This window comes from Halobacillus sp. AWH4_228, assembly GCF_056158365.1.
The window spans coordinates 2786945-2811466 of the sequence record NZ_JBSWTE010000001.1 but is presented as its reverse complement, the minus strand read 5'-3'; the positions used below and the strand labels follow the sequence as shown (position 1 = coordinate 2811466).

General features: G+C 49.2%; 31 protein-coding genes, 1 pseudogene and 1 riboswitch. Of the genes and pseudogenes, 16 read left to right on the top strand and 16 right to left on the bottom strand.

Features of this window, described 5'->3' with window-relative positions:
* Positions 1 to 4: 4 nt before the first annotated feature.
* The 5 genes from ACXADP_RS14560 to ACXADP_RS14540 all read right to left on the bottom strand — a co-directional run bounded on the left by ACXADP_RS14560 (position 5) and on the right by ACXADP_RS14540 (position 2723).
* Positions 5 to 127 (bottom strand): hypothetical protein, encoded by a 123-nt coding sequence (locus ACXADP_RS14560; RefSeq protein ID WP_474970475.1) that lies wholly within the window; start codon positions 125 to 127, stop codon positions 5 to 7.
* Positions 128 to 163: 36 nt separating this feature from the next.
* Positions 164 to 469 carry a hypothetical protein gene (locus ACXADP_RS14555; RefSeq protein ID WP_474967939.1) on the bottom strand — a complete coding sequence of 102 codons (306 nt, stop codon included), beginning with the start codon at positions 467 to 469 and terminating at the stop codon, positions 164 to 166.
* 72 nt (positions 470 to 541) lie between these two features.
* Positions 542 to 958: a DUF3021 domain-containing protein gene (locus ACXADP_RS14550; RefSeq protein WP_474971806.1), complete on the bottom strand. Its 417-nt coding sequence runs from the start codon at positions 956 to 958 to the stop codon at positions 542 to 544.
* Positions 955 to 1413: a LytTR family DNA-binding domain-containing protein gene (locus ACXADP_RS14545; RefSeq protein ID WP_474967941.1), complete on the bottom strand. Its 459-nt coding sequence runs from the start codon at positions 1411 to 1413 to the stop codon at positions 955 to 957. The genes ACXADP_RS14550 and ACXADP_RS14545 overlap by 4 nt, the downstream gene beginning before the upstream one ends.
* A 143-nt stretch (positions 1414 to 1556) precedes the next feature.
* The gene (locus ACXADP_RS14540) at positions 1557 to 2723 is read right to left on the bottom strand and encodes a PucR family transcriptional regulator (RefSeq protein ID WP_474971805.1); all 1167 of its coding nucleotides are present in this window, start codon (positions 2721 to 2723) and stop codon (positions 1557 to 1559) included.
* Positions 2724 to 2923: 200 nt separating this feature from the next.
* Between ACXADP_RS14540 and ACXADP_RS14535 the strand changes: the two genes are divergently transcribed.
* The 9 genes from ACXADP_RS14535 (at position 2924) to fdhA (ending at position 11585) form a co-directional block, all read left to right on the top strand.
* Complete coding sequence (locus ACXADP_RS14535) at positions 2924 to 3205, top strand: YhdT family protein (protein WP_474971804.1); 282 nt, start codon at positions 2924 to 2926, stop codon at positions 3203 to 3205.
* Complete coding sequence (panF, locus tag ACXADP_RS14530) at positions 3202 to 4668, top strand: sodium/pantothenate symporter (RefSeq protein WP_474967944.1); 1467 nt, start codon at positions 3202 to 3204, stop codon at positions 4666 to 4668. The genes ACXADP_RS14535 and panF overlap by 4 nt, the downstream gene beginning before the upstream one ends.
* 13 nt (positions 4669 to 4681) lie before the next feature.
* A complete protein-coding gene (locus ACXADP_RS14525) occupies positions 4682 to 5911 on the top strand; it encodes a M20 family metallopeptidase (RefSeq protein WP_474971803.1) in 1230 nt (409 codons plus the stop codon).
* The gene (locus ACXADP_RS14520) at positions 5908 to 6966 is read left to right on the top strand and encodes a tartrate dehydrogenase (protein WP_474971802.1); all 1059 of its coding nucleotides are present in this window, start codon (positions 5908 to 5910) and stop codon (positions 6964 to 6966) included. Before ACXADP_RS14525 ends, ACXADP_RS14520 begins: the two co-directional genes overlap by 4 nt.
* Positions 6967 to 6981: 15 nt before the next feature.
* Positions 6982 to 7728 (top strand): SDR family NAD(P)-dependent oxidoreductase, encoded by a 747-nt coding sequence (locus tag ACXADP_RS14515; protein WP_474967947.1) that lies wholly within the window; start codon positions 6982 to 6984, stop codon positions 7726 to 7728.
* A gap of 8 nt (positions 7729 to 7736) precedes the next feature.
* Positions 7737 to 9185, top strand: coding sequence for an aldehyde dehydrogenase family protein (locus tag ACXADP_RS14510; RefSeq protein ID WP_474971801.1), 1449 nt, complete (start codon positions 7737 to 7739; stop codon positions 9183 to 9185).
* 63 nt (positions 9186 to 9248) lie between these two features.
* Positions 9249 to 9392 carry a hypothetical protein gene (locus ACXADP_RS14505; protein WP_474971800.1) on the top strand — a complete coding sequence of 48 codons (144 nt, stop codon included), beginning with the start codon at positions 9249 to 9251 and terminating at the stop codon, positions 9390 to 9392.
* 184 nt (positions 9393 to 9576) lie between these two features.
* Entirely contained in the window at positions 9577 to 10203 is a 627-nt protein-coding gene (locus ACXADP_RS14500; protein ID WP_474967950.1) for an FMN-dependent NADH-azoreductase, read from the top strand.
* A gap of 167 nt (positions 10204 to 10370) precedes the next feature.
* Positions 10371 to 11585, top strand: coding sequence for a formaldehyde dehydrogenase, glutathione-independent (gene fdhA / locus ACXADP_RS14495; RefSeq protein ID WP_281657660.1), 1215 nt, complete (start codon positions 10371 to 10373; stop codon positions 11583 to 11585).
* Between the two features lie 77 nt (positions 11586 to 11662).
* Here the strand turns inward: fdhA and ACXADP_RS14490 are convergent, their stop codons facing one another.
* The 5 genes from ACXADP_RS14490 to ACXADP_RS14470 form a co-directional block, all read right to left on the bottom strand.
* Entirely contained in the window at positions 11663 to 13132 is a 1470-nt protein-coding gene (locus ACXADP_RS14490) for a sodium:solute symporter family protein (RefSeq protein WP_474971799.1), read from the bottom strand.
* Positions 13133 to 13354 (bottom strand): DUF3311 domain-containing protein, encoded by a 222-nt coding sequence (locus ACXADP_RS14485; RefSeq protein ID WP_474967952.1) that lies wholly within the window; start codon positions 13352 to 13354, stop codon positions 13133 to 13135.
* The gene (locus ACXADP_RS14480) at positions 13351 to 14961 is read right to left on the bottom strand and encodes an amidohydrolase (protein WP_474971798.1); all 1611 of its coding nucleotides are present in this window, start codon (positions 14959 to 14961) and stop codon (positions 13351 to 13353) included. The genes ACXADP_RS14485 and ACXADP_RS14480 overlap by 4 nt, the downstream gene beginning before the upstream one ends.
* 13 nt (positions 14962 to 14974) lie before the next feature.
* On the bottom strand, positions 14975 to 16210 hold the full coding sequence (locus ACXADP_RS14475; RefSeq protein WP_474971797.1) for a hydantoinase/carbamoylase family amidase: 1236 nt from the start codon (positions 16208 to 16210) through the stop codon (positions 14975 to 14977).
* A gap of 154 nt (positions 16211 to 16364) precedes the next feature.
* Positions 16365 to 17114 (bottom strand): MBL fold metallo-hydrolase, encoded by a 750-nt coding sequence (locus ACXADP_RS14470; RefSeq protein ID WP_474971796.1) that lies wholly within the window; start codon positions 17112 to 17114, stop codon positions 16365 to 16367.
* Positions 17115 to 17233: 119 nt separating this feature from the next.
* Between ACXADP_RS14470 and ACXADP_RS14465 the strand changes: the two genes are divergently transcribed.
* Positions 17234 to 17641, top strand: a complete 408-nt coding sequence (locus tag ACXADP_RS14465; protein WP_474967956.1) for an Lrp/AsnC family transcriptional regulator — start codon at positions 17234 to 17236, stop codon at positions 17639 to 17641.
* On the opposite strand, the gene sda is transcribed toward ACXADP_RS14465, so the two are convergent.
* Positions 17628 to 17849, bottom strand: coding sequence for a sporulation histidine kinase inhibitor Sda (sda, locus tag ACXADP_RS14460; RefSeq protein WP_474967957.1), 222 nt, complete (start codon positions 17847 to 17849; stop codon positions 17628 to 17630). The genes ACXADP_RS14465 and sda overlap by 14 nt on opposite strands.
* 10 nt (positions 17850 to 17859) lie before the next feature.
* Positions 17860 to 17943: riboswitch (cyclic di-GMP riboswitch) on the bottom strand.
* 261 nt (positions 17944 to 18204) lie between these two features.
* Here sda and ACXADP_RS14455 point away from each other — a divergent pair.
* Both ACXADP_RS14455 and ACXADP_RS14450 read left to right on the top strand, forming a co-directional pair.
* The gene (locus ACXADP_RS14455; protein ID WP_474967958.1) at positions 18205 to 19296 is read left to right on the top strand and encodes a GGDEF domain-containing protein; all 1092 of its coding nucleotides are present in this window, start codon (positions 18205 to 18207) and stop codon (positions 19294 to 19296) included.
* Positions 19297 to 19557: 261 nt separating this feature from the next.
* Positions 19558 to 19722, top strand: a pseudogene (locus tag ACXADP_RS14450) (IS5/IS1182 family transposase); the annotation flags it as partial.
* A gap of 206 nt (positions 19723 to 19928) precedes the next feature.
* Here ACXADP_RS14450 and ACXADP_RS14445 read toward each other — a convergent pair.
* The 4 genes from ACXADP_RS14445 to ACXADP_RS14430 all read right to left on the bottom strand — a co-directional run bounded on the left by ACXADP_RS14445 (position 19929) and on the right by ACXADP_RS14430 (position 21470).
* Positions 19929 to 20090 carry a Spo0E family sporulation regulatory protein-aspartic acid phosphatase gene (locus ACXADP_RS14445; RefSeq protein ID WP_474967959.1) on the bottom strand — a complete coding sequence of 54 codons (162 nt, stop codon included), beginning with the start codon at positions 20088 to 20090 and terminating at the stop codon, positions 19929 to 19931.
* Between the two features lie 90 nt (positions 20091 to 20180).
* Positions 20181 to 20639 (bottom strand): DMT family transporter, encoded by a 459-nt coding sequence (locus tag ACXADP_RS14440; protein WP_474971795.1) that lies wholly within the window; start codon positions 20637 to 20639, stop codon positions 20181 to 20183.
* A 12-nt stretch (positions 20640 to 20651) separates the two neighbouring features.
* A complete protein-coding gene (locus ACXADP_RS14435; RefSeq protein WP_474971794.1) occupies positions 20652 to 21080 on the bottom strand; it encodes a DMT family transporter in 429 nt (142 codons plus the stop codon).
* Between the two features lie 72 nt (positions 21081 to 21152).
* Positions 21153 to 21470, bottom strand: a complete 318-nt coding sequence (locus ACXADP_RS14430; RefSeq protein WP_474967962.1) for an ArsR/SmtB family transcription factor — start codon at positions 21468 to 21470, stop codon at positions 21153 to 21155.
* A 137-nt stretch (positions 21471 to 21607) separates the two neighbouring features.
* Here ACXADP_RS14430 and ACXADP_RS14425 point away from each other — a divergent pair, with 137 nt between their 5' ends.
* Positions 21608 to 21832, top strand: coding sequence for a hypothetical protein (locus tag ACXADP_RS14425; protein ID WP_474967963.1), 225 nt, complete (start codon positions 21608 to 21610; stop codon positions 21830 to 21832).
* Positions 21833 to 21863: 31 nt separating this feature from the next.
* Here ACXADP_RS14425 and ACXADP_RS14420 read toward each other — a convergent pair whose 3' ends face one another.
* Positions 21864 to 22052 (bottom strand): YjzC family protein, encoded by a 189-nt coding sequence (locus ACXADP_RS14420; RefSeq protein ID WP_474967964.1) that lies wholly within the window; start codon positions 22050 to 22052, stop codon positions 21864 to 21866.
* A gap of 244 nt (positions 22053 to 22296) precedes the next feature.
* On the opposite strand from ACXADP_RS14420, the gene ACXADP_RS14415 reads away from it, so the two are divergent.
* From ACXADP_RS14415 to ACXADP_RS14405, 3 genes are all read left to right on the top strand, one after another.
* On the top strand, positions 22297 to 22923 hold the full coding sequence (locus ACXADP_RS14415) for an FMN-dependent NADH-azoreductase (RefSeq protein WP_474967965.1): 627 nt from the start codon (positions 22297 to 22299) through the stop codon (positions 22921 to 22923).
* A gap of 110 nt (positions 22924 to 23033) precedes the next feature.
* On the top strand, positions 23034 to 23573 hold the full coding sequence (locus ACXADP_RS14410; RefSeq protein WP_474967966.1) for a YcxB family protein: 540 nt from the start codon (positions 23034 to 23036) through the stop codon (positions 23571 to 23573).
* Between the two features lie 163 nt (positions 23574 to 23736).
* A complete protein-coding gene (locus ACXADP_RS14405) occupies positions 23737 to 24366 on the top strand; it encodes a fumarylacetoacetate hydrolase family protein (protein ID WP_474971793.1) in 630 nt (209 codons plus the stop codon).
* Positions 24367 to 24522 lie beyond the last annotated feature (156 nt).

The window sequence follows — 24522 nt, the reverse complement described above, 5'->3', positions numbered from 1 at the left end:
TTTTTTATTGGTGCTTATTATTGAACAGTTCCAGGAAGGCGTGATACATCTCCGTTCCTTGAACCGTTAAGAGTGATACGGCTGTTAAGGAAAACATGCCGATCATAATCATTCTAAACCAGAACATCATTGGTTCCCCCTTTACTTTTTTGAAGTTGGTGCCTCAAAAAGTAAAGGATGATAAGTAGTTGGATTGATAAAAAACCGTGGTCAGCCATGTGGACCTGCTCGTATCCCACGCAGAAACCATAACGGAAGTCGGGTAAATCTTGAGATCCGGCCGGGCAGCTCCGGAGGGAAGGACCCCGTCATTGGCAGCAGGGTCCTCTTCAAACGAAGGGCCTTCCGCCGTTACCGTCTGGCTTTCCTGAATATCTGCTTTTACCGGCATGTGGGACATGTCCGGATGGGAAAGCAGGAGACACAGGCCTGCCATCCATAACAGTGTGAACAACGGCTGTTTCTTCATCAAGAAAGCCCTCCTTTCCGTTTCAGGATAATCCTATTATACAAAAGGCGTTTTTATGTGCAACTGTTTTGTTTAATCATAAAGCTGGTCGAGGCTTTCGTTCATATCTTCGGCTTCATTTCGATAATAAAAGAAGAACCCTGTCCAGATGCCGGCATAGATGATGAGGAACACAGCTGTGAATATAAGAAAGCTTCCTAAGTTCAAGGACAGCCAGCCGGCGTAAATCGCCAGTGGGAAATAGCCGATGGTCACTGTGATAAAGTGAAGAATCGTCTGTTGGAGCAGAGTGAGCGGCTCGATTTCAAAGTACAGGGGACTGACAGCAAACAACCATCCGGCAGCCATGGCGGCCAGGGAATTTTTTACGAAGGCAGCGCTGTCGAGCGTCGGGGTGTTACCAAAAAAGATCAGGGTATAAACGATGATCGTGGATAAGAAAGCTCCGAAGAAAATACCACCTGCACTTCTGATAAGAAATGTTTTCATCTGCTGTCCCTCCTGTTCATATTCAGCATCTCCTTGATTCTCCCCACATAGTGCCTGGATGCGTATTCCTTTTCTCCTGATTTGAAATACACGCAGAGGGTGCCGTTAAAAGAAGGCTCAAAGCGGCTCATTTCATAGATATTGGCGAGAACAGACTTGGAGATCCTTACAAACCGCTGGGATGGGAGGGAGCGTTCCAGTTCATAGAGTTTGTCCTTAACCTTGAAGGATGCGTCTTTGGTATAAGCGAACACGGCCTCATCCTCAGACCGGAAAAATTGAATATGTTCCGGCTTTAAAATGTGCTGGCTTTCCCCGCTTTTCCCGACAACAAACGCCTGCTTTTTTTCGTGGAGGAAATCAAGGATCTCCTTCACGGTGTCATCAACGTGACTGCAGTGAATCGTAATGCTCGTTTCCGGATGGTTTTCATCGACATCAATGTTCACTTTCATGGCTCACCAATCCCTCCTGACGTTTTGGATCTGTTTCTAGTATACGCGTGGTTTCCCAGTTCTGTAATCATCATACGGTCCAGCCGCTGTTTTGGAAAGGTGAGGGGTGGATAGGAAAAGGTGACATGCAAAAAGGTCCGCTCTCAGGAGCGGACCGGGCTTTGTATGTACTGCCACCCGAGAAGAGCCATTTCCAGGGCGATTCGCTGATCGGATCGGAGGAAGTGGGAACCAAGGATTTCTTCGAGTTTCTGAATTCTGTGGTAGAGCGTCTGCCGCACGATGAAAAGACGTTCAGCGGTATCCTTCTTTGATCCATAGCTTTCCAGATAGGCACGGAGTGTCTCAAGAAGATCGGTATCATGCGCCTCGTCATAGGCAAGCACATCCCCCAGTGTATCTTGAATGAATGATTCAAGGCGGCCTCGTTTATCGTCCTCTATGATCAGCCGCCACGGGTGGAGTTTCTCATAGAAGGGAATCTCAAGCTGAAAAGCGGCCTGGATGTGGGCGGCTTCTTGTGCACAGCGCATGGCAGGAGTGATTTCTGATAGATTTGTAAACAAAGGCCCGCAGCTGATGGTATGATACATACTGCGCACTTTTTCCTTCATTGCCTGCAAGGACTTGAACAGACGTTCCGGAACTTGTTCCTTTCGTTCATCCAGAAGCAGGAGGACGAGTTCATCACGATTCTGCACGGTCAGAGGGTGAAAGCCTTCTTGTTGAAAAAAAGATTGGAAAATGTCCCGCTGGTAGGGGATGCTGTCATCATATCCGGTCAACAAACACGGAATGCCCCAGGCCCCGCGGCTTCCCATGGTTTTCTTAAGATAGGGCACCGCCTCTTTTTCAGTCATGGAGCCTTCGAGCCAGCGGCTGACCCAGTTTTCCTGGCGGGGCATGAGCCTTGAGGACTGAAGGATCAGCTGGTTGATATCTTTGGAGATATCGATAAACCGGACCTCCTGATTAAACACGAGAACGGGAAGGTCATGGTCGTCTGCCAGCTGCAGGAGTGGGGATGGAAGATGGGTGATGTAATCGCCGAGTTCTATGCAGAGACAGGTCACTTTTTTTTCGATAAGCTGTTCAAGGAAGGAACGGGCATGCTGCAATTCCTTTCCCCATCCGATTCCTGTCGTCATGACACATTCGCTGCCATGCAGCAGGTGTTTCACTTTCGTCAATTCAAGAATGTGCGCCCAGGAAACGGCCTTCTGGAGCCCGCCGCGGCCGGCCAGGATGGACGCATGCTTGAACTGGGGGCGCTTCAGCATATCGTGAACCGTAAACATCATCGTGGACATAGAAAGAATCAGCCTCCTGTATGTTTTTACATCATGTACATGGGTTGATGCTGAGAATTGCCCTGATGTCTAATGTGTTCCTTACTATTCCATGCTAGGATTAATAATAATCTTCCAATTCAAATATATCTGAAAATTATGGATCGGAAAAGGGTTATATGGCGAAATAGGTTGTAGGTAATAGATAAAGGAGGATCTATATGAAACAAAAAAAACCGTTTGAGGAGGACCCTCGGTACCGGGTGGCGGACAGGGAAGCGCTGATCGGCGTTGGTCTTGTCATCCTCAACTTTCTCATGTGGTTCGGCTCAGCGTACGGACTGGGATCAAAGCCGGTATCCGAGTTCAATTACATTTTCGGTCTTCCGGACTGGTTCTTTTACAGCTGTGTTGTAACCACTGTGGTTATCACTCTTCTCGTTATTCTGGCTGTGAAATATTTTTATAAGGAAGTTCCGCTGGATGAGGAGGATGAATCATGAACTGGGCTGTTGTCGTACCTCTTTTAGTTTTTCTCGTTATTATTTTCTGTATCGGTTTTTACGCTTCGAATCATTTGAAGACGACATCCAATTTCCTGCAGGAATATTTCCTTGGCAGCCGGCAGCTGGGCGGTTTTATCCTTGCGATGACAATGATTGCTACATACGGCAGCGCGAGCAGCTTTATCGGCGGACCTGGAGTTGCCTATACGATGGGACTCGGCTGGGTGCTTCTGTCCATGACACAGCTTGCTACAGGATATTTCGTCTTATCGGTGCTTGGTAAGAAATTCGCCATTATGGCAAGGAAGATCAAAGCTGTCACCCTGATCGATTTCCTGAAGGAACGCTATCAGAATAAGTGGGTCGTCATTTTGTCAGCGATCAGCATTATCCTGTTTCTGTTTTCAGCTATGGCGGCCCAGTGGGTGGGCGGTGCCCGGCTGATTGAATCGCTGACGGGGCTTTCCTATACAGCAGCCTTATTCATTTTTGCGGTATCGGTCCTTGTCTACGTCATTATCGGAGGCTTCCGCGCCGTAGCGATTACCGATACCGTCCAGGGCGTTGTCATGTTCTTCGGGACGCTGGTCATTTTGATAGGTACCATCATTGCAGGAGGCGGAATCGGTCCGATTATATCTGACCTGGCAGCAGAGAATCCGAATCTGATTTCGCCGTATGGTGCTGATCAGTCTCTCACACCGCTCTATGTATCATCCTTCTGGATTTTAGTAGGTGTTGGTGTCGTCGGTCTGCCCCAGGTGGCTGTCCGTGCCATGTCTTATAAAAGTTCAAAAGGGATGCACAGGGCCCTGTTGATCGGAACCGTTGTCGTAGGGTTCATTATGCTCGGCATGCACTTGACGGGGGTATTTGCCCGGTCCGTGCTTCCAGGCATAGAAGTGGGAGATACGGTCATGCCGAGAATTGCGATGGAAGTGCTGCCGGCCTGGCTTGCCGGAATCGTTCTGGCCGCACCGATGGCCGCGATCATGTCAACGGTCGACTCCCTGCTGCTGCTGGTCAGCTCCGCTGTCGTTAAGGATGTGTACTTGAATTATGTGAAGCCGGAGGCAGACGACCGCACGATTAAGAAAATCAGTATCGGTGTCACGACCGTCATCGGTCTGCTCGTATTTGCCATGGCCGTTAACCCGCCCGAACTGCTGATCTGGTTGAATTTATTCTCCTTCGGTGGATTGGAGGCGGCCTTTATCTGGCCGGTGATTATGGGCCTGTATTGGAAAAAAGGCAATGCAGGCGGAGCGATGGCCTCGATTATTACCGGGGTCGGAAGCTATATTATATTCCATTCATTCATGCCGAATGCTTTTGGAATGCATACGGTTGCTATGCCGGTGCTGTTGTCGTTCGCTGCCTATGTCCTTGTCAGTCTCATCACGATGAAACATCATGCCAAGGTTCAGGATGAAGTCATTACCAAACTATGGAGTGCATAGAGGAGTGGATGAAATGATCTTGATTGATGAAAAAGCACGTGTGGAGCGCGATACAAAAGAAGTGGTCGATTTGACGCAGGCGCTTGTAAGGATACCAAGTGTCTACCGTCCGGGGGTAAAGGATGGGAACGAAGAAAAAACCGCTCACTTTGCTGCTGCGTATCTGGAGCGGATGGGACTTGAAGTCCATGTAGAGGAGGCAGCGCCGGGGCGTCCGAATGTCATCGGAATTTATGATACCGGAAAGCCGGGGAAAACCTTGTTGTTTGAGGGTCATACCGACGTCGTTACAGAAGGGGATCCTGCTCGCTGGTCATATGATCCGTTCGGGGCTGAAATCGTCGAAGGCCGGATGTATGGCAGAGGCACCAATGACACAAAAGGCAACCTGGCCTGCGCCATCACCGCAGTTCACTCTTTGATTAAGGACAAAGAAGCGCTGACTGGAAAAATCATTCTCTGTATTCCATGTGATGAAGAAGGCATGATGATCGGCATCAAGCATTTTATTGAAAATGGGTGGGCGAGCGGTGTGGATGGCGCTGTCATTTGTGAACCGGAGGAAAACCAGCTTTGTACCGCTCAAAAAGGAGCGATGAGGATCCAGATTGATGCTTACGGCCGGCAGGCGCATGGAGCGATGCCGCTCTCAGGCTTAAACCCGAATACAAGAATGGCACAAATCATTGTCGCTCTGGACCAGCTTGAGCAGAGAGAAAAGGAGAGAACCGGCAGACATGAACTGCTGGGATGGCCGAGCATTACGCCGACGATCCTGCAGGCACCGGTATCCGGGGAGCCTCAGATCAATGTTGTGCCTGAACAGTGCAGAACAACGCTGGATATCCGCACGATTCCAGGACAGGATCATGAGGCGTTAAAGCAGGATATTCAGCAGATTCTCGACCGGACGATGGAAGGGGATGCCGGGTTTCATGCAGAAATGGAAGTGCTGGAGGAACGTCCGTGGACGAAGACCGACCGGCAGGATCCTGTCGTGACCGCAGTGGCGGAAGCTTACAAAAAAGTAACAGGAAAAGAGCCGGTGTACAACGGCGTGCCCGGGGCCACCGACGGAACGTTTCTACACCTTGCCGGCATCCCGATTTTGACCACGGGTGGAGGAGACCGGGAAGTTCCACACCAAGTGGATGAATACATTGACATCTGTGACCTTGTTGAAACGACCCAGTTGTACCGTCAGACGGCGCTTGAATTTCTTGAGGAGCCGAAAGAGTCATGAAGCTTGCAGTCATGGCGGGGGACGGCATAGGTCCGGAAGTGATGAATGAAGCGCTTAAAGTGTTGAATACCCTGTCTTCTCTGGATTCGGGGTTTCAACTGGAAATGGAAGAGCTGCCATGGAGCAGTGCCTACTATATGGAAACCGGTCGGATGATGCCTGAAGGGGCCCTTGATTATTTACAGCATTTCGATGCGATCTTATTTGGAGCCATCGGAGACGCCCGGGTACCAGATGAAGTGACCATCTGGGATTTGATCATGCCGATCCGTAAGCAGTTTCAGCAGTACGTCAACGTACGGCCGGTGAAACAATTGAAAGGGGTTGCTTCTCCGCTGTACACGAGAGACCCGATTGATTTCGTCGTCTTCCGCGAGAATGCGGAAGGAGAATACTCTCACATGGGCGGCCGTATGTATGATCGGACGGATCAGGAGATGGCGGTACAGACGACGGTCATGACGAAGGCCGGGATTCGGAGACTGAGCGACTATGGTTTTGCCTACGCGAGAAAGCATGGAAAGAAGACCGTTACAAGCGCCACGAAATCCAATGCCATCATTCATACGATGAAGCTGTGGGACGATGTCGTCCGCGAAGTTGGACAGCAGTACCCGGATATTCAGCTCTCCTCTGTTTATATTGATGCGCTGGCGGCCTACTTTATTAACCGTCCGGAATCTTTTGAAGTCGTTATTGCATCCAATCTATTCGGGGATATATTAACAGATCTCGGGGCAGGACTTGTGGGCGGCCTCGGCTTATCACCTTCAGCAAACTTGAATCCGGAAGGCCGTTTCCCATCCATGTTTGAACCCATCCACGGGTCAGCCCCGGATATATCAGGAAAAGGCATGGCCAACCCAGTTGCCCAGATCTGGTCGGCGGCATTAATGCTGGAACATAACGGACGGCCTGATTTAAGCGATATGGTAATGAATGGGATGGAGTCTGTTCTTGCGGAACAGGACATACGTACACCCGACCTTGGTGGAAAATCAAGTACGGCAGATATGGGGGATGCCATCATTCGTGCCATTCATGCCCAAACCTAAAGGAGGAATGTTGAGGTGAGAGTCAAAGATAGACATTTCATTGTAACCGGTGCTTCCGGAGGAATGGGAAAGGCGGTCATTTCCAGATTGATGGACGAAGGGGCGTCTGTAACCGCTGTGGACCTCCGCTGTCGGGACATGGAAGATTTGAAGGATAGGGCCTTTCAGTTTGTTGAGGCGGATTTGACGAAGGAAGAAGACGTGAAGCGTGTGGTGGATTCGGCAGCTGCATATTCTGAGCGGATCGATGGCATCGTCAACGCTGCCGGGATGGCCCAGGCTGCAGCTCCTCTTGAGGAAGTCACGACGGAATTCTGGGATGCCATTATGAATGTCAATGCCAAAGCGGCCTTTCTCATGTGCCGGGCCGCTGTTCCTTATCTGAAAAAACAGCAGGGCGGAGTTATTGTGAATGTTGCCTCCATTGCCGTTGAACGGGTGAGACCCGGCCTCAGTGCCTACATTGCTTCCAAAGGAGCTGTGACGGCTTTTTCGAAAGCGCTTGCTATTGAGCTTGCTCCTCACAGCATCCGGGTCAACGTCATTCACCCCGGTCCGTCTGATACCGGCATGCTCGGGGAATTTGTCCAGCCCGGAGAGAATATGGATGATACAAAGAGGGAGGTGTTTCAGCAGTCTGTCCCACTCGGGAAGCTGATCGACCCTGATGATATTGCCCATGCCGTCGTATACCTCGTTTCTGATGAAGCACGTATGACGACCGGCGGTGTTTTTTCCATTGATGGCGGCCGCGGATTATAAAGGGGGAAATGAATGTGCGCATACTTAAGAACTTAATCAATGGTGTCTGGTCAGAACCTTCTGCCGGTGCACGGATGGATATACATAATCCTTCGACTGGAGAAGTGATCGCCGATGCTCCCGCAAGCAGCAAAGAGGATATTGATCTGGCCGTATCGGCAGCAAGAAATGCTTTTAGTGCAGGAGACTGGCCGTTGGTCAAGCCCTATGAACGTGGACAGATGCTTATGAGAGTGGCTGAAGTAATCAGGGAGAATAAAGAGTCGCTCGCCCGTCTAGAGACGATTGATACGGGAAAGCCGATTTCACAGGGAAGGGCGGATGTGGAGGCAGCGGCCCGTTATTTTGAGTTTTATGGGGGAGCCGCCGACAAAATCCACGGGGAAACGATTCCGATTGAACCGGGGGTGCTTGACTACACCCTTCGTGAGCCTGTGGGCGTCACGGCTCACATCATTCCTTGGAACTATCCGCTTCAAGTGGCCTCGAGAAGCTGCGCAGCCGCTTTAGCTGCAGGCAATACGGTCGTCATGAAGCCGGCGGAACAGACGCCTCTGACTGCTGTAGAGCTTGGGATGATTCTCCAGCAGGCAGGCTTTCCTGAAGGAGTCGTGAATATCGTCCTTGGAGAAGGACACACCGCAGGGGCGTCCCTTGCTTCTCATAATGATATCAACCACGTGACTTTCACAGGATCGGTGCCGACGGGGACGAAGGTGATGAAAGCTGCCGCAGAAAATATCGTCCCTGTGACCCTTGAGCTTGGAGGGAAATCTCCGAACATCGTATTTCCGGATGCCCCGCTGGACGAAGCGGTCGAATGGGTGGTCAAATCGATCATTCAAAATGCCGGCCAGACATGCTCCGCAGGTTCCCGCCTGCTCGTTCATGCGGACTGCAGAGCTTCGTTCGTAGAGAAGGTGATCCATCGAATGAACCATTTGAGCTTGGGACCTGGAGAAAGCGACCCGGATATCGGTCCGATTTTATCCGAGCAGCAGTGCAGGCGGATTGAGGATTTTATGAAGAAGGTGGAGGCAGATGGGGGGACGTTTCTGCTTGGTGGTACACGTGCGCACGTCTCAGAGGCACCTGGAGGCTGTTATTTCAAGCCGACGATTATCGACGGTCTGCGGCCTGAAAGTGAGATAGCCCGAGAGGAAGTGTTCGGCCCTGTCCTCTCTGTGTTCACCTTTGAAACGGATGAGGAAGCGGCTGATCTTGCCAACAGCACCGAGTATGGACTTGTCACGGGTATTTGGACGAAAGATGTATCCCGTGCCCATAAGCTGGCGGAAAAAGTGAAGGCTGGTCAGATTTTCATTAATAATTACGGTGCCGGCGGTGGGATACAGATGCCTTTTGGGGGTTACGGCAAGAGTGGTTTTGGCAGAGAGAAGGGGCTGGAAGCTTTAAGAAACTATACACAACTGAAAAACATCGCCTTGAAAATGTAAGGGCTCTGTATAGCCCGCTCTTCAAGCACGCATGCTAACAAAAATGCAGAGGAGGCGTGCCGCATGAAGGATACACCTTATCATTACGATGGAAGTGTTCAATCAAAGGAAAAGTATGAGCAGCCGGAGGAAGTTGTGATTCCAAAGGACGTCAGCCGTCATCTCTCCGGTAATCCATATGTGAATCAAGAGGACGAATCGTTGTAAGAAGAAACTTCATAAAGCTGGCCCCAGCCTGTAGAAAGCTTCTGTTTTCCTACAGGCTGTTTTTTTATGCCTTGGAGTGATCATTCCGCTCTTCTTTCCATAATTTATTGCTTCTCGGTTGTAGTAAGTTTCCTTCTTTGCTGCACACTAATGAGCATCAGAGAATGGAAAGGAACGATGAACCATGGCTGAAGTGCTGTATATCACCGCCCACCCTCATGATGAAACTGCTTCTTACAGCATGAGTGTCGGCAAGGCATTTATCGAGCAGTATAAAACCGCAAACCCAGAAGATACGGTTACCCCGATTGATTTGTACAAGGAGTCCATCCCTCACATCGATGCGGATATTTTCAGTGGCTGGGGGAAGCTGCAGTCCGGAGGTGAACTCACCCCGGATGAGGAGAGAAAAGTGTCCCGCTTGAAGGAATTAAGTGATCAGTTTACGAGCGCTGATAAATATGTCTTTGTAACACCGATGTGGAATTTCTTTTTTCCACCGGTTATGAAAGCTTATATTGATTCCGTAGCAGTGGCAGGGAAAGCTTTCCAATACACAGAGGAAGGTCCTGTTGGTCTGCTGACGGATAAGAAAGCCTTCCATATCCAGGCGTGTGGTGGTATTTATTCTGAAGGCCCGGCTGCAGGAATGGAAATGGGGCATCGGTACCTCAAGACTGTCATGCAGTTTTTCGGTATTCCCTCGATTGAAGGGTTGTTCGTTGAAGGGCATGCGGCTATGCCTGACAAAGCCGGGGAAATAAAGTCGACAGCTGAAGCGAAAGCCAAGGATGCCGCAGAAACATTCTAAACCTTCAAGATCCGCTTGACAGGCGGGTCTTTTTTTGTGAAAAAATGACAGAATATTGTTTTAATTATGGGTGAAATGGGAAAATAATACATGTTATATCTTTAAATCATGTCACGAAGCTCAGCAGCCGACGCTTAAGGGAGTTTATTATTTTGAGGAGGAACGCAATGGCTACAAACAACCGGGCGGTAGCGTACACCGGAAATGGCGGCGTAACGGTCAAGGAAATCGAATTCCCCGAACTTGTCCTGAAAGATGGACCGGGTGTGAATCCGAAGAATGTCGGGCGCAAGTGTGAACATGGAGTCATTTTAAAAGTCGTCTCCACCAACATCTGTGGAAGTGACCAGCATATGGTCCGCGGACGGACGACGGCACCGGAAGGACTCGTGCTCGGCCACGAGATTACAGGAGAAGTCATTGAAACAGGAAGAGATGTCGAGTTTGTCAAAAAAGGGGATTTGGTATCTGTACCTTTTAACATTGCGTGCGGAAGGTGCCGCAATTGTATTGAAGGGAAAACCCACATCTGCCTGCATGTGAATCCCGACCGACCTGGTTCGGCGTACGGTTATGTCGACATGGGGGGATGGGTAGGCGGCCAGGCGGAATATGTGATGGTGCCTTACGCAGATTTTCAGGTTCTCAAGTTTCCGGATAAAGACGAAGCGATGGAGAAAATCCTTGATTTAACGATGCTCTCGGACATTTTTCCGACGGGATTTCACGGCGCCTATAAAGCGGGTGTGAAAATGGGTTCCACTGTATATATCGCCGGCGCGGGTCCTGTCGGCCTGGCTGCTGCTCACTCCGCCCAGCTTCTCGGTGCGTCCGCTGTCATCGTCGGTGACTTGATTGACGAACGGCTGGCGCAGGCGGAGAGCTTCGGCTGTGAAACGATCAACGTTGGTAATCATGACAATATCTCTGAACAAATCGAACAGATCCTCGGTGTCCCTGAAGTGGATGCGGCTGTAGACTGTGTCGGTTTTGAAGCTCACGGCCACAACCATCAGGAAGCACCGGCAGCGGTCTTGAACTCCATTATGGACGCAACAAAAGCAGGGGGCGGACTCGGGATTCCCGGTCTTTATGTAACAGAGGATCCCGGGGCCTCTGAGGAAGATGCACGGCGTGGACTGCTTAAGCTCGATTTCGGGCTAGGTTGGGCCAAAGCGCAGTCGTTTGCGACCGGGCAGACGCCTGTCATGCAGTATCATCACGGATTGATGATGTCGATATTGAAAGGAAAAGCCGACATTGCGAAAGCGGTCAATGCCACCGTCATTGGTCTGGATGAAGCCCCGCGCGGCTATGAGGAGTTTGATGGGGGAGCCGCTAAGAAATTCGTACTGGATCCCCATAATCTGATCCGTACGTAAAAATGAAAACGCATCCCTCAGTGGAGAGGGATGCGTTTTTTTTGAGAGAAAAAAGCTGGACATCTGTTCTGCAGCTGTCAGGATCCGACTTTGCGGTACTCTTCCGCCATCGGAAGCTCCTTTCCTTGTGTGAATCCGCTGATGATGACGACAAGACCGATGTTGCAGATCAGGCCGAGGATGCCTGGGTTAATATCCAGCGGTGTAGTCGGTGCGACGAGCTGGAAATAATAGTTCACGACTGTACCGGTGATCAACCCTGTAATGACCGCGGGTTCTGTGACTTTTTTCGAATAGAGCGCTCCGTATACGCCCGGGGCGAACTGGACGATCGATCCATATGCACCGAGCAGGAGGGCAATCAATCCCTGGCCTCCAAAAACAGTAATCACATAGGCGAGTCCACCAATGACAAACACACCGATCCGCATGATTAAAAGGGTGGTTTTGGAGGAAAGATCACGCTTGATATTCTTTACAAACCCGTCGGTAAATTCGAGGGAAGCACTGTGAGTGATGGCATCGGCTGTACTCATGGCTGCTGCCAGGGCACCGGCTCCGACAAGGCCGTACACCCAGCCTGGCAGGGTAAGGACCGTCGTGATCAAATAAGGGAGAATTTCGTCGGGTGATCCGATTTGGGACGGATCAATGACATTGACAGCTGAAAATCCGACAAACAACAAAGGAATCAAGAACAGGGCGAATACAGGATAGACGAGTACCGTCTTCTTTATCGTCCGCGCTTTTGTGGCATAGGATTTAGAAAATAAATGCGGCCACATAAGAAAGCCGATGGTGGAAACGAGAATCGTCGTCGTATAAGCCATCGCATTCATCGTCGATCCTTCGGCACCGATCTGAAGGAAGCCCGGAGCGGTCTCTGTTAAATTCCTGAACATATCAGGAACACTGCTGTGCAGCTGATTCACAATCGTCAATCCGACCGTCCAGGAAATGACGATCATGAGCATGCCCTGGAAAACATCTGACCAGGCGGCAGCCCGCAGACCGCCGGTCGCCACATAGACGACGACAATGCCGTAGGACAGCAAGGCACCGAGCCAGAAAGGAATACGGCCCTCAGTCATAATGCTGAAGATATAGGCCATGCCTTTCATCTGAGTCGCCAGATACTGGATCGAAGCGAGCAGAGCGATGATTCCGATCATCATGGCCAGTATGCGGCTGGAATAACGCAGCTGCATGAAGCCGGCGACGGTATAAATGTTATGTTTCCGTCCGATCCGGCCGATTTTCGGACCGATAATATACCACGGTAAAATAGCAAAAGCGGTGTAGGTGATGATATAAAGCGCTGGAGCCCCCCGGGAGAAAGCCCACCCTGGAGCCCCGAGGAAGGAGAAGGCACTGAAAACGGCTCCTCCCATTAAGAACCACATGACGAAAAGACCGAGATTTCCTTTAGCTGTCGTGAATTCTTCCAGAGACTGCTTATCCTGATTGCGGCCGGCAAGCACACCGATCAATAAAGCGATCACGAGATAAGCAATCATCATAATCATTGCAATCTGCCACTGAGCCATTTACTGGACCCCCTTTTCGTCTTTGTCCGGATCCAGACGGTAAAGGAATAGTACAATGACAAAGGTGATCAAGATCCAGAAAATCACCCAGAATACCGAGAAGGGGAGGCCCATAATGAAGGGGGTCTCCCGGTTCCCGATGGTGAAAAGCGGGAAAACCATCAACAGGAAAGGAATGCTTAATGAAAGGCAGTAAATTTTTATAAAACGTTGTTTACTCAATAGACGTCCTCCTTTTGCAATGTATATACGGTTTTTCCATTCAGGATGGTGTTTTCCACCTGTATGCCGGGAAGCTCGTAAACAGGACAATTCATAATGGAACGATCGAGGATAATAAGGTCGGCCGCTTTTCCTGGTTCCAACGTTCCTTTCCTGTGTTCTTCATGCGAGGCGTAAGCGCCGCCCCACGTATAAGCCCGGATCACTTCCTCAAGTGGAGAGGCCTGGTTTTCTCCTATGATCCGGCCGCTTTTACTGCGCCTGGTAACCGCTGCATACAGACCGTAAAAAGGATTTGGAGTGGTAATCGGACTGTCGGAACCAACGGCGTATGGAATGTGCTGATCCGTATAGCTTTTTAATGGGAACATATGGTTGATGCGTTCTCCGTAATCATGCTCATAGCCGTCGCCGAATTCATAGAGGAACGAAGGATTCGGAATTGGAACCGCTCTGGTATTTCGAATCCGTCCGACGAGGTCGGAAGGTGCAATTCCTGCATGCTCGATCCGGTGGCGCGGGGAGGATGCTGGTGCATGATCGAGCGCTCGCTCAATGGTGTGCAGCATCATATCCACGGCTTCATCGCCCATCGCATGAGCGGTGATCTGCCAGCCGCGATGGTGGGCCTCCAGAAGTGGTCCGTCCAGTTGATCCTGGGAGAGGTATAACATTCCTCTGTCTTCGGGGTCGCTGTTATAGGGGTCTCTTGTTCGGCAGGTAGGACCGCTGCTGCTCCCATCGATAAACAGTTTCGCGGGTCCAATTTTGAACCATTCATCCCCAAGGCCTGTTGAAATGCCGCTTTCCAGTCCTGCGCGGACCATTTCCGGAGCGTTGGACAGGGAACCGTACAGTGCATAGATGCGCTGCTTCACGATGCCTTTCTGGACAGCCTGCTGTAAATAGCGGATATGCTTCGTCCCATAACCGCCGGCGTCATGAACACTTGTAATGCCGTAGGATAAAAAGTCCTGAGAAGCAAGCGCCAGTCCGTGAAGTACCTCTTCTTCGCTGTAATCGGCGTGCTGAAAGACAGTCATATGAGCGGCTTCCAGCAGCAGGCCGCTCAACTGTCCGTCGATTTTGTGGTAAGACCCGCCCGCCGGGTCTGGAGTGGAATCCTCGATTCCTGCCATCTCCAGGGCTTTGCTATTTACGCAGGAGATATGCCCGCACGTCCGCACGACTATGATCGGATGGGAGGTGGACACTTTGTCCAAGTCCCACCTCGTTAGATGCCGGTTCTCAGCCAGTTCGTTTTGATTGTAGCCCCATCCCCGCACCCAGTGACCATCCGGGGTGTTTCCAGCCCTTTCTTTCAGTGCCTTCAGAACGTCAGGAATCGTCGGGGGTTTTTTACAATTGACACCGAGAGCATTTGTTCCGTAAAGCTCGAGGTGGGCATGAGCGTCAATGAATCCGGGCATGAGCGTTCTGCCCTTCAGGTCGACAACCTCTGTATGGGCGCCGGCGGTTTTCATGATTTCGTCGTTCGTTCCCGTTGTGAGGATGCTATCCCCCTGGACGGCCAGGGCCTCATACACTTGGAAATGTTCGTCCGCTGTGACAATTTCTCCGTTCATAAAAATTTTGTCTGCCTGCATACGTGCCACCTTTCTAAGCTCCGGAAATTTCCACCGCTGTATGATAAAGCAGCTCCACACCTTTTTGTAAATCTTCCATTTCTGCGTATTCCAGCGGGTTGTGGCTGATCCCTTTTTCACAGCGGACGAAGATCATGCCGTAATCACTGATATAGGACATAAACAAGGCGTCGTGAAACGGACCGCTCATGAGGGTTGGAGATTGATAACCAAGCTCATCATCGTGTTTTTTCATAATCTCTTTAATCCAGTCCGCGCAGTAACGGGGATCACTCTTGGTATCTTCTGTAATGGAGTACTCGAGGTTGTGTTCTTTACTCGTTTTCTCAATTAATTGATAGAGTTTTTCTTCCAGGCGGTTTCTCGCGTCCAGGTCGATGTCCCTCAAATCAATGGTGAACTCGACCTTTTCGGCAATGATGTTTCTTGAATTCGGGAAATTCTGGATGCTTCCGACCGTTCCTACGGTATTTGGTGTTCCTTCCCTGCGGACAAGTTCATTGAATTCTTTTGTAATGATGGCAGCCCCGAGCATGGCATCCTGTCGTAAATGCATCGGTACAGATCCGGCATGTCCGGCGAAGCCTTCCAGAGTCACCGTAAGCCAGATCGGCCCGGAGATGGCTGACACGATGCCTACAGGCTTATCCTTTGATTCAAGGACAGGCCCCTGTTCAATATGAAGCTCTAAAAAGGCTTCAATATCGCCCGGCTTGTAGACGGGACTTTCCGATACATCCGGTTCGACACCGAATTCCCTTAAAGCTTCGAGCCGGGTCATCCCGGTTTTATCTTTCCGGAGTATCTCCCCTTCCTCGAGCTGGCCGATGAGGCCGCGTACACCAAATACACCTTTGTTGAATCGGGAACCTTCTTCATCAGCAAAGCAGATCACTTCTATCGTGCGAACCGGCTTTATGTTTTGCTCTTTCATTGTATGTACAACTTCAATGGCCCCAAGAGCTCCGGCGGTCCCGTCAAAACGGCCCCCGTACGGCTGGGAATCAATGTGGGACCCCATCATGAGAATAGGCTGATCAGGCTCGGTGCCCTCCATACGACCGATCAGATTGCCGAAACCATCAATCCTTGTCGTCAGCCCGGCTTCTTCCATCCATCCTTGTACGACATCAACCGCTTTCCGGTCATCCTTGGAATGGGCGAGCCGGTTGACGCCCGTTTCTCCAATTTTTCCGATCTCCGCAAGTGTCATGAGATGGTCTTTATACCTGTCCTGATTGATCTGCAACAATCATCGCCTCCTTTGTTTTTATCACTATATCAACATCTGAATTGTCTGACAATTAACATAACGTAAAACGATGTTGGATAATGGTGGAAGTTGTGGCTGTTCTTTTTGTCAGGCATAAAAAAACCCTCCGGCAGGTCCGGAGGGGAAAGGATCAAAAGGTGAGCGTCTCGCCATCCTCAGGGATGTGAATAGACGGATAACCGCTCGTATAAGACTTCAACTCTTCTCTCGTTAACAGGCAGTGGTTCAGGGATTCCATGTGCACAGCGAGAATCTCAGACTCCGGTGCCGCCTGGGCGGCAGCTGTGACATCTTCTTTCGTCATCGTTATCGGCCCGCCCTCTAAAAATTGAGCGGCACCCGCGTTCACGACGATCACATCAGGACGGCGGGAGGACAGCGTCTGTTCGACTTCTTCATACCAGACCGTGTCCCCGGCAATATAAAGACTTTTTTCACCTTCTGCTTCAAAAAGGAGACCGGACACCTTTCCTGTCATAGCTGTCATTTCTTCCGACCCGTGCCGTCCCGGGGTACAGGTAATGCGGATCCCTTCCATATCCACGCCATTTTGGAAGGAGTGGACGTGGGTGAATCCGGCGTCCTGCACCGCACTCACATCTTCTTCATTTTGAGCGAACAGGGGCGTTTGCTTGGGGAGAACGTCCTTTGCTTCCTCATCAAAATGATCAGGATGAAGATGAGTGATGAAGACAGCGTCCACATCGGTCAGACTTTGGGCATCGACAGGCAGGGGGGCGGTCGGGTTCCTTAAATCCTGATGGGGCGTATCCGGGAAAGCCGGCATGGCTCCCTGTGAGGAAAGGAATGGATCGATTAAAAAGGTTTTTCCTCCATAGCTCACCAGTAATGTTGCATTTCGAATCAGCTTGATTTTCATAAAGGCTTCCTCCTTTTATCTCTGTTGACAATAGCGTACTATGAAGGGAAATAGGAGTACACCTTATTAATCAAGTGTTTGGCTGAAAAGAGTTGAAATATGAAAGGAAGGCAGAAGTCATGGACAAAACGGATGAGAAAATTATAGAAGAGCTGAAGAAAGATGGCCGGATGACGATGAAGGAGCTGGGCGCACATGTCCATCTCACAGGACAGGCCGCAGCATCAAGAGTCTTGAAATTAGAAGACGAAGGGCTGATTGAATCCTATACCGTCCGCGTGAACGAAAAGAAGATGGGCTATCCTGTCCACTGCTTTTTGAATATCTACACAGACAGCCTGAATCATCAGCCTTATTTTACATTTCTCGAGAACCATCCATCATTCGTCAGGAATAATTATAAAATCAGCGGGGAGGGGTGCTATTTATTGGAATGCCGTTTTCCTTCCAATGAGGTCCTGGATGAATGGCTGGTAGAACTCAATCAACGGGTGAGCTATAAATTATCCATTGTCATCCGTAGCTAGAGGAGCATTCAATGGAGAACCCCCTGTCTTTCAACTCCCTGCAGATAAGGGAAAGGAAGTCTTGATCCAGTCCCATCTCAGCAGCCTGACGGTAGGTCAGAAGGAGAAGGGGATCCGACAAGGTCTTGATCGACGAAGCGTTCAGGTGAACGAAGTGGTTTTTGTTATCGTCGCTGCTTTCCATAGGACGCGGGGGTGTTTTACTCATGGTTATGCCTCCTGAGCGGAGCCGGTTGCACTACTCACTCCCTGTGATTCAAGTGCCCACATTAAAAATCACAGTTCATCGTGTCTCGTTTATTTTATTTTGATACGTATACCCTTCCTTTCACAAAAGGAAACGACCTGAACCGCAGAATCTGTTTCTTATAATCGTCGTTGTTTATACTCTATTATTACCACAAAATGACTGATTTTGTAATAGGAAGAAAGACCATAATGTACAGGTTTGTACATGTTTTGTACATCTTCTTTTACATAGGGGTGACAATTTTCATAGACAAATCTGTTAGGAAATGTCGATAATAGAACAAAGGGATGCAAGAAGGAAAAGAGGGATAAGAGTGTTTGTGATCATTCAGGAATTTTTTATTAATATCTGCATCGTCATTGCCCTCGTTTTTATGTATCTGCAGTTTCGATGGACGAAGCTGCTGCCTGCGGTTTCAAAACAGAACAGTCAGTGGATCGACGGGGTGGCAGGCGGATTGCTTGGCATGCTGCTGATGTACTTTTCCATACAAGTGACTGAGCAGACGATTATCGATCTTCGTCACCTCCCGGTCATCCTTCTGATTCTATACATAGGCATCCGCCCGGCTTTGTTGAGTGCTGTCATTATTGCTTCCGGACGTTTGTTATACGGGGTCAATCTTTCTTCAATGGCCGCTGTCATCTTAATGATTTTCTTGTTCATCGGTTATATGTGGCTGTACCGGAAGCTTCATCACAGGGAGAGTCCGCTCAAATCCTCCTTTCAAATGCTGCTCTGGTCGAACATCGTCTTTTCGATTGTCATTTCCTTGGTGGTCAGAGACTGGGGCACACTGCAGTTTCTCATTCCCATCTACTGGCTGATTTCATTTATCGGTGGGATGCTGGCTTCCTACCTCGTCCATTACCTGCGGAGGTCTCATTATCTTTTTAAAACGTATGAAGAGCAGTCATCCGTCGATTATTTGACGGGATTATATAATGTAAGGGAGTTTGACCGCCTCTGGAACGATAGTGTGAGGAACGCCGTGGAAAAAGAGGAAGCGTTGACCCTGCTTGCCATCGACATTGATTTCTTTAAGCGCGTGAACGACACCTATGGGCACGCGGCGGGTGATGAAGTGCTGCGCCAGCTGGGGAGCACCTTGAATGAAATAACCCGATCCTTTGATATCGTATCCAGAAACGGTGGAGAAGAGTTCACCGTTATCCTTTTGGACTGCAGCAACGAAGCCGGCAGGGCGAAAGCAGAGAAAATTCGGCGGACGGTGGAACATCAAGCGTTTCTCCTGCCTGATGGAGAAAAGATTTCCATTACGGTCTCTATTGGGGTGAGTACATATCCTGACCATGTGTCGACAGCGAAGGAACTATTGGAAAAAGCGGATGAGTCCTTATATGAGGCGAAACACTCGGGGAGAAATAAAGTCATATCTGCATGAAAAAGGATGCCTGTGAGTCAGGCATCCTTTGGCTGTAGAAAAAGCCTGTGTCAACCTGTTAGAGTTGACCATTTGTCATGTAAAGGGTCACATTCCGCTTATCGGTGGATGAATGCCGCGGGCACGCCCTCAGCTGACTTGGTCAGGAAGGTCGCCTCCCCAAGTGGATCTTCGGCCCGTGCTGTTCCCGCAGGCATCACCACTGAACGCTCCTCGTTCCGACGCTAGAATAGAGAGAAGAGAGACTGTGCCCTATGCAGGTTCGCAGATTCAAAAGAACGGCATGGGCTGCGCTATGGCCGCTTGCGTGGAAAACAAAAAGGGAAAGAACAGGCGCCGATGATGGCTGCCTGCTGGAATATGAAAAAGATTGTCCTCCATCCAACAAGGGTGAGCGGGGTAAAGGAGAGTCTTTATCGATGTTAAAGAACTCCCAAGGAGCGGTGCCCCTTCCACTCCTGCGGAAGAACGAGTGGTCCGAGATCGCCGAGCGTGGGTTTTGCGAGGAAGCTCGGGCCCTCGTCCGCGGAAAGGGAAGGGGCTTTCGCTCCTGGCGGTAAGAAAGAAAAAAGCTTGTAAAGAAACAGGGGTTTCTCTACAAGCTGAGGATGCCTGTGAGTCAGGCATCCTTTTTATTTTGTTATTTGTTCTAAACGATTTAACAGGTCATCAAGCTCCTGGGAGATTTTGAGGAGTTCTTCATAGCTGCGTCCATCTTCATAGGCTTCATACATTTCAGCCCGGATGCCTTCGATCTTTTCATTCAGGTTTGACAAAAACGTTGTATTCAGCATATGACACCTGCCCAAAGAGACCTTCCACTATAGTGGAAGGTCTGATTCATAGTGATAGATTATACAGAAGGTTACAAACTTCTACAAATTTTATGTCCCTTTGATCTGTTTTTTATCGGCTTTATACATCAGCCAAAGGGCGGCGGTTAGAAGGGCGAATGCTGTGATACGCTCTCCGTCCAGGGGAATTCGAAGCCCGCCGAACCATCCGAAGTGATCGATCAGCATTCCGGTGCCGAGCTGTCCGATGATGGTGGCAATGTTGGTGGCCATGACACCGATCTGTGGAACAGCGAGGACGGTCAGAAACATGTAACCGACACCGAACCACACGGCGCTCAGCTGCCAGGCGGGAGCCTCCAGAATTTTCATAACGTCGCCGCCGCCAAAGAAAAGGACGAGCAGAGCAAGCATGAGAGCCCCTGTTATAAAAGTGAAAAAGGTCGTTTCATACGTGCCGGATTTTCTGCTTAATGCTCCATTGATGGAGCTTTGTGAACTGAGTAGTGTGCCTCCCGCCACGGAGGCTGCGAGAATGAACAGGCCCATAAGAACCCTCCTTTAATAAATGAGAAACAGTGAAATGGTCATCAGGACGACAGCAAAGATTTTTTCTTTAGGAACAGGAGCAGCCCGGCTTCCGAGCCATCCTCTCGATTCAATCAGCAGACTCATAAGCAGCTGTCCGACAATGACGCTGATCATGGCCGCGCCGACACCTACAACGGGGATGGCAAAAATTAAAACCGTCAGATAGATGATACCCAGCAGTCCACCGGTCATCTGCCACCGGGGTGCTTCGGCTGCGGCAGAAAGTCTTCCTTTACCAAAAAAGAGTACAATAAGTCCAAGAATGATGGAGCCGGCGGCGAAATTATAAAAGCTGCTTTCCAGCTTTCCGATGGTTTGTCCCAGTTCTCCATAAACAGCTCCTTCGATACTGAGGAAAATGCCTGCCATCAGAGCAATGAAATAAATCCAGATTTTCATAGGAAAAGTTCCTCCTTTGAACTCATATCTACATATCTAAAATTATCGATATATCGGTGGTAAAAAAAGAGCTTACAGCTCTCTTTTTATAAATTCCGCGACTTCCTCAATTTTTTCCTCACGTCTCCGGTAATAGGTCCATTTGCCATGGCGTTCGGATTCCAGCAGGCCGGCATGCTGCATCATCGCCAGGTAGTGGGAGACGGTTGACTGCGAAAGGGCGGCTTTTTCCTGAATATCTCCGACGCAGACGCCGCCTTTTTCATTGATGTTCTTAGATAGATGAGCGGTCGGCTTATCAAAGTGTTTTTCAGGATTTTTCAACCACATAAGCATATCCAATCTTGTCTGGTTGGCTAATACTTTGAAGATATCGATGTAATTTTTCATAGGCCTATATTAATCGAGGATTATCGATATGTCAACGACCGTGCCTTTCAACAGATCTCTTATCATAGAGAAGTGGCATGTTTCTATTTCTTCTACATACCCTACTAGTAACAAGACTAGACGAGGAGTGATCACAAATGGGTTTCACATATGGGAAAACAGAACTGATCCACGAGCTGCAGGAGCTTTTTGCAAGGCATAACGTTCGTTCCGTTGAGGTGAAAGAACCGGGAACCTTATTTTTAGTAGAGGCCGATGGCTCCCTTTCCATCGGTGTGAGGGCCGCCATCACGTCATTTGAAGAGAAACCAGGCGCCAAAGGCAGTCGGTTTAAAGTGATCCAGGGGAAGAAAAAAACCTGAACCCAGTTATGAAAGGGGTTCAGGTTTCTTTTTATTTGGCTTTTTTCCAATAGGCTGCTTCCTTACTTGAACGAAGAGGTGGGAATGTATCACCGCTGCTGAGTTCGATATGTTTTTCATCTTCTGTAACGTTATTGTTCTTGCGGCCATCGGCTAAACCATCAAATTCATACGTACCTGCTTCCGGAGCTTTTTCGCCTGTCTTATAACGATCTGCCATGTGTATACATCCTTTCCATTTAATGATTTCCTGTGCGCACATTAGCTCTATAGCCGGGTTTTCTTCCTGTTAAACTAACTTGGATAAAAATGGGTATTATGTCGTATGTGCATCATTGAGTGCGTGATGATTGACATATTCAACGAAGACGATTAGTATGATGATTGTTATATAGTATGTATAGCAACATTATGAATTCAAATTAAATAGGCAGAAGGCCTGAATAGATGCTGGAGGGATTTTAATGACAAAAGTATTGTTTGTTAAAGCGAATTCTAGACCAATTGAACAATCCGTGAGTGTGAAGCTTTATCACACGTTCCTGGACCATTATAAAGAGAATCATCCGGATCACGAAATTGAAGAGCTGGATCTGTTTGAAGAAAATCTCGGGTACTACAATACCGATAAAATCAACGGTATGTTCAAACTGTCTCAAGGGATGGAACTGACTCCGAACGAAGAAGCCGCCACGAAGACGGTCAATGGGTATTTAAACCAGTTCCTGGAAGCGGACAAAGTCGTTTTCGCTTTCCCATTGTGGAACTTTACGATACCGGCTGTTCTTCACACGTACTTTGATTATCTGGCTCAGGCAGGTAAAACGTTCCGTTATACAGCGGAAGGACCTGTTGGGCTGCTTCCTGATAAAAAAGTGGCTGTTTTGAACGCCCGGGGCGGTGTTTATTCCGAAGGACCCGCTCAATCCGCTGAGATGGCCGTTAACTACGTGGAAAACATTCTTGGTTTCTGGGGCATTTCAGACATTACGACGCTCGTCATTGAAGGGCATAACCAATTCCCGGACAAGGCGGAAAGCATCATTGAAGAAGGGCTGGAGAAAGCAGAAAAAGTGGCTGTCTCCTTTTAATTCTCCCACGCATCCCATAAATTGGGGTGCGTTTTTTCAAGCATAATGGTTGCTAAAGATGAGGATAACCTCTAATCTTAGCGTAGACTTTTTAAAAGGGAGGGTACACCATGAATATCCAGAAAGGAATTCATATCAGCGGCATTCTTCAGTTGAATGAATTTAAGCAGTGCCACGCTTTTCATTTTAAACGGATGAAGATATGGACGCTGTTCAGCACATTGGTACTGTTTACCGTTTTGTTTTATGGATCCGTAGAAGGAGCCTGGTGGCAGAAGGGACTGGTCTCTATGGGATATGCTTTGATCCCGGCTGCTTTTGTCTTTCTGATCATGATGTTTGTCCTCCATCTCCGCTCTACAGGTGTTTACAAAGCTGATTATTATGCCAAAAATGCATGGACCTATACCATTGATGATAGAGGGATTACCGAAAAGATTAAAAAACAGAGTCACTGCTATTTATGGAAAGAAATTGCGACGTTGAATGAAGTGTCCACAATGTTTGTTCTTTATACAAAGGATAAGCAGACCATCATTCTGCCGAAGCGCTATTTCGCTTCCGAAGAACAGCAGCAGGAATTTAAGGAACTCGCAGCTCATCATCTCAGCAAACAGCCCTATAAACGCTGGATTCCAGCTTCTACGTAAACGCAGAGCCTTTGCTCTGCGTTTTTTTATAGTAATGGATGGCCTGTTTGTTGAAAAACGTGTAGAGGGTGGAACATCTGTATACATTCGAGGGATATTCCGTAAGCTCCTGGTTCCTGTGCTAAACTGGAGAAAGCAGGAAAACAGGGAGGAGTTGAAAGAGATGGAGGAAATCCGCAACATTTATTGTGTAGGGCGCAATTATAAAAAGCATGCAGAAGAGCTTGGCAATCAGGTGCCGTCCGTGCCGCTCATTTTCATGAAGCCGACCCACGCGTTACATACAACGGAGGGAGAAATCCACCTTCCATTTGAGCAGGGGGAGATCCACTTTGAAGGAGAGCTGGTTGTAAAAATGAGAGAGGACTACCATCCGGATAAACCGCTCGATGCTATGCTCGACGGCATCGCCCTCGGCATTGATTTCACAGCGAGGGATGTACAGTCGAAACTGAAGGAAAAAGGGCATCCGTGGACAATGGCGAAAGGCTTTCCTGGATCAGCTGTAGTCAGCCGGTTTGTGCCTTTCCCAGGGGAAGAGGCGTTTCGTAAGGCGGCCTTCTCCCTTTTTAAAAACGGAAGAATCGTTCAGAATGGGGAGCCGGAACGAATGATTTTTTCCCTGCGGGAGCTTATTGACGTGATCGGAGGTCGTCTCGGGCTCGGCAGGGGAGATATCATTTTCACGGGTACACCGGAAGGAGTGGGGCCTGCTGCGCGTGGGGATGTTTTCACATTTGAGATGGAGTCCGGCAGTCAATCGTATGCCTTTGGACCTCTTCATATCCAGTAAAGAACAGAGAAAAGTATAGGTCTTTTCTGGGAGCGACCCCCGTTTATATGAAAAGAATCTCTTGGACATGTTCTTACATACATGGGAAACAAGAAGAAAAAGAAACGATCAAAAAAGCTGCCGATCAATGACCCGGCAGCTTGGAAAGCGGAGCCA

Bases quoted from the DNA above. Each gene is read 5' to 3' on its own strand.
- ACXADP_RS14560 (WP_474970475.1), bottom strand. From the start codon at position 127: ATGTTCTGGTTTAGAATGATTATGATCGGCATGTTTTCCTTAACAGCC.
- sda (WP_474967957.1), bottom strand. From the start codon at position 17,849: ATGAGTAAAACACCCCCGCGTCCTATGGAAAGCAGCGACGATAACAAA.
- ACXADP_RS14465 (WP_474967956.1), top strand. From the start codon at position 17,234: ATGGACAAAACGGATGAGAAAATTATAGAAGAGCTGAAGAAAGATGGC.
- ACXADP_RS14500 (WP_474967950.1), top strand. From the start codon at position 9,577: ATGGCTGAAGTGCTGTATATCACCGCCCACCCTCATGATGAAACTGCT.
- ACXADP_RS14405 (WP_474971793.1), top strand. From the start codon at position 23,737: ATGGAGGAAATCCGCAACATTTATTGTGTAGGGCGCAATTATAAAAAG.
- ACXADP_RS14550 (WP_474971806.1), bottom strand. From the start codon at position 958: ATGAAAACATTTCTTATCAGAAGTGCAGGTGGTATTTTCTTCGGAGCT.
- ACXADP_RS14520 (WP_474971802.1), top strand. From the start codon at position 5,908: ATGAAGCTTGCAGTCATGGCGGGGGACGGCATAGGTCCGGAAGTGATG.
- ACXADP_RS14540 (WP_474971805.1), bottom strand. From the start codon at position 2,723: ATGTCCACGATGATGTTTACGGTTCACGATATGCTGAAGCGCCCCCAG.
- ACXADP_RS14505 (WP_474971800.1), top strand. From the start codon at position 9,249: ATGAAGGATACACCTTATCATTACGATGGAAGTGTTCAATCAAAGGAA.
- ACXADP_RS14490 (WP_474971799.1), bottom strand. From the start codon at position 13,132: ATGGCTCAGTGGCAGATTGCAATGATTATGATGATTGCTTATCTCGTG.
- ACXADP_RS14440 (WP_474971795.1), bottom strand. From the start codon at position 20,639: ATGGGCCTGTTCATTCTCGCAGCCTCCGTGGCGGGAGGCACACTACTC.
- ACXADP_RS14535 (WP_474971804.1), top strand. From the start codon at position 2,924: ATGAAACAAAAAAAACCGTTTGAGGAGGACCCTCGGTACCGGGTGGCG.
- panF (WP_474967944.1), top strand. From the start codon at position 3,202: ATGAACTGGGCTGTTGTCGTACCTCTTTTAGTTTTTCTCGTTATTATT.
- ACXADP_RS14510 (WP_474971801.1), top strand. From the start codon at position 7,737: ATGAATGTGCGCATACTTAAGAACTTAATCAATGGTGTCTGGTCAGAA.
- ACXADP_RS14545 (WP_474967941.1), bottom strand. From the start codon at position 1,413: ATGAAAGTGAACATTGATGTCGATGAAAACCATCCGGAAACGAGCATT.
- ACXADP_RS14425 (WP_474967963.1), top strand. From the start codon at position 21,608: ATGGGTTTCACATATGGGAAAACAGAACTGATCCACGAGCTGCAGGAG.
- ACXADP_RS14430 (WP_474967962.1), bottom strand. From the start codon at position 21,470: ATGAAAAATTACATCGATATCTTCAAAGTATTAGCCAACCAGACAAGA.
- ACXADP_RS14555 (WP_474967939.1), bottom strand. From the start codon at position 469: ATGAAGAAACAGCCGTTGTTCACACTGTTATGGATGGCAGGCCTGTGT.
- ACXADP_RS14435 (WP_474971794.1), bottom strand. From the start codon at position 21,080: ATGAAAATCTGGATTTATTTCATTGCTCTGATGGCAGGCATTTTCCTC.
- ACXADP_RS14415 (WP_474967965.1), top strand. From the start codon at position 22,297: ATGACAAAAGTATTGTTTGTTAAAGCGAATTCTAGACCAATTGAACAA.
- ACXADP_RS14525 (WP_474971803.1), top strand. From the start codon at position 4,682: ATGATCTTGATTGATGAAAAAGCACGTGTGGAGCGCGATACAAAAGAA.
- ACXADP_RS14420 (WP_474967964.1), bottom strand. From the start codon at position 22,052: ATGGCAGATCGTTATAAGACAGGCGAAAAAGCTCCGGAAGCAGGTACG.
- fdhA (WP_281657660.1), top strand. From the start codon at position 10,371: ATGGCTACAAACAACCGGGCGGTAGCGTACACCGGAAATGGCGGCGTA.
- ACXADP_RS14445 (WP_474967959.1), bottom strand. From the start codon at position 20,090: ATGCTGAATACAACGTTTTTGTCAAACCTGAATGAAAAGATCGAAGGC.
- ACXADP_RS14480 (WP_474971798.1), bottom strand. From the start codon at position 14,961: ATGCAGGCAGACAAAATTTTTATGAACGGAGAAATTGTCACAGCGGAC.
- ACXADP_RS14410 (WP_474967966.1), top strand. From the start codon at position 23,034: ATGAATATCCAGAAAGGAATTCATATCAGCGGCATTCTTCAGTTGAAT.
- ACXADP_RS14470 (WP_474971796.1), bottom strand. From the start codon at position 17,114: ATGAAAATCAAGCTGATTCGAAATGCAACATTACTGGTGAGCTATGGA.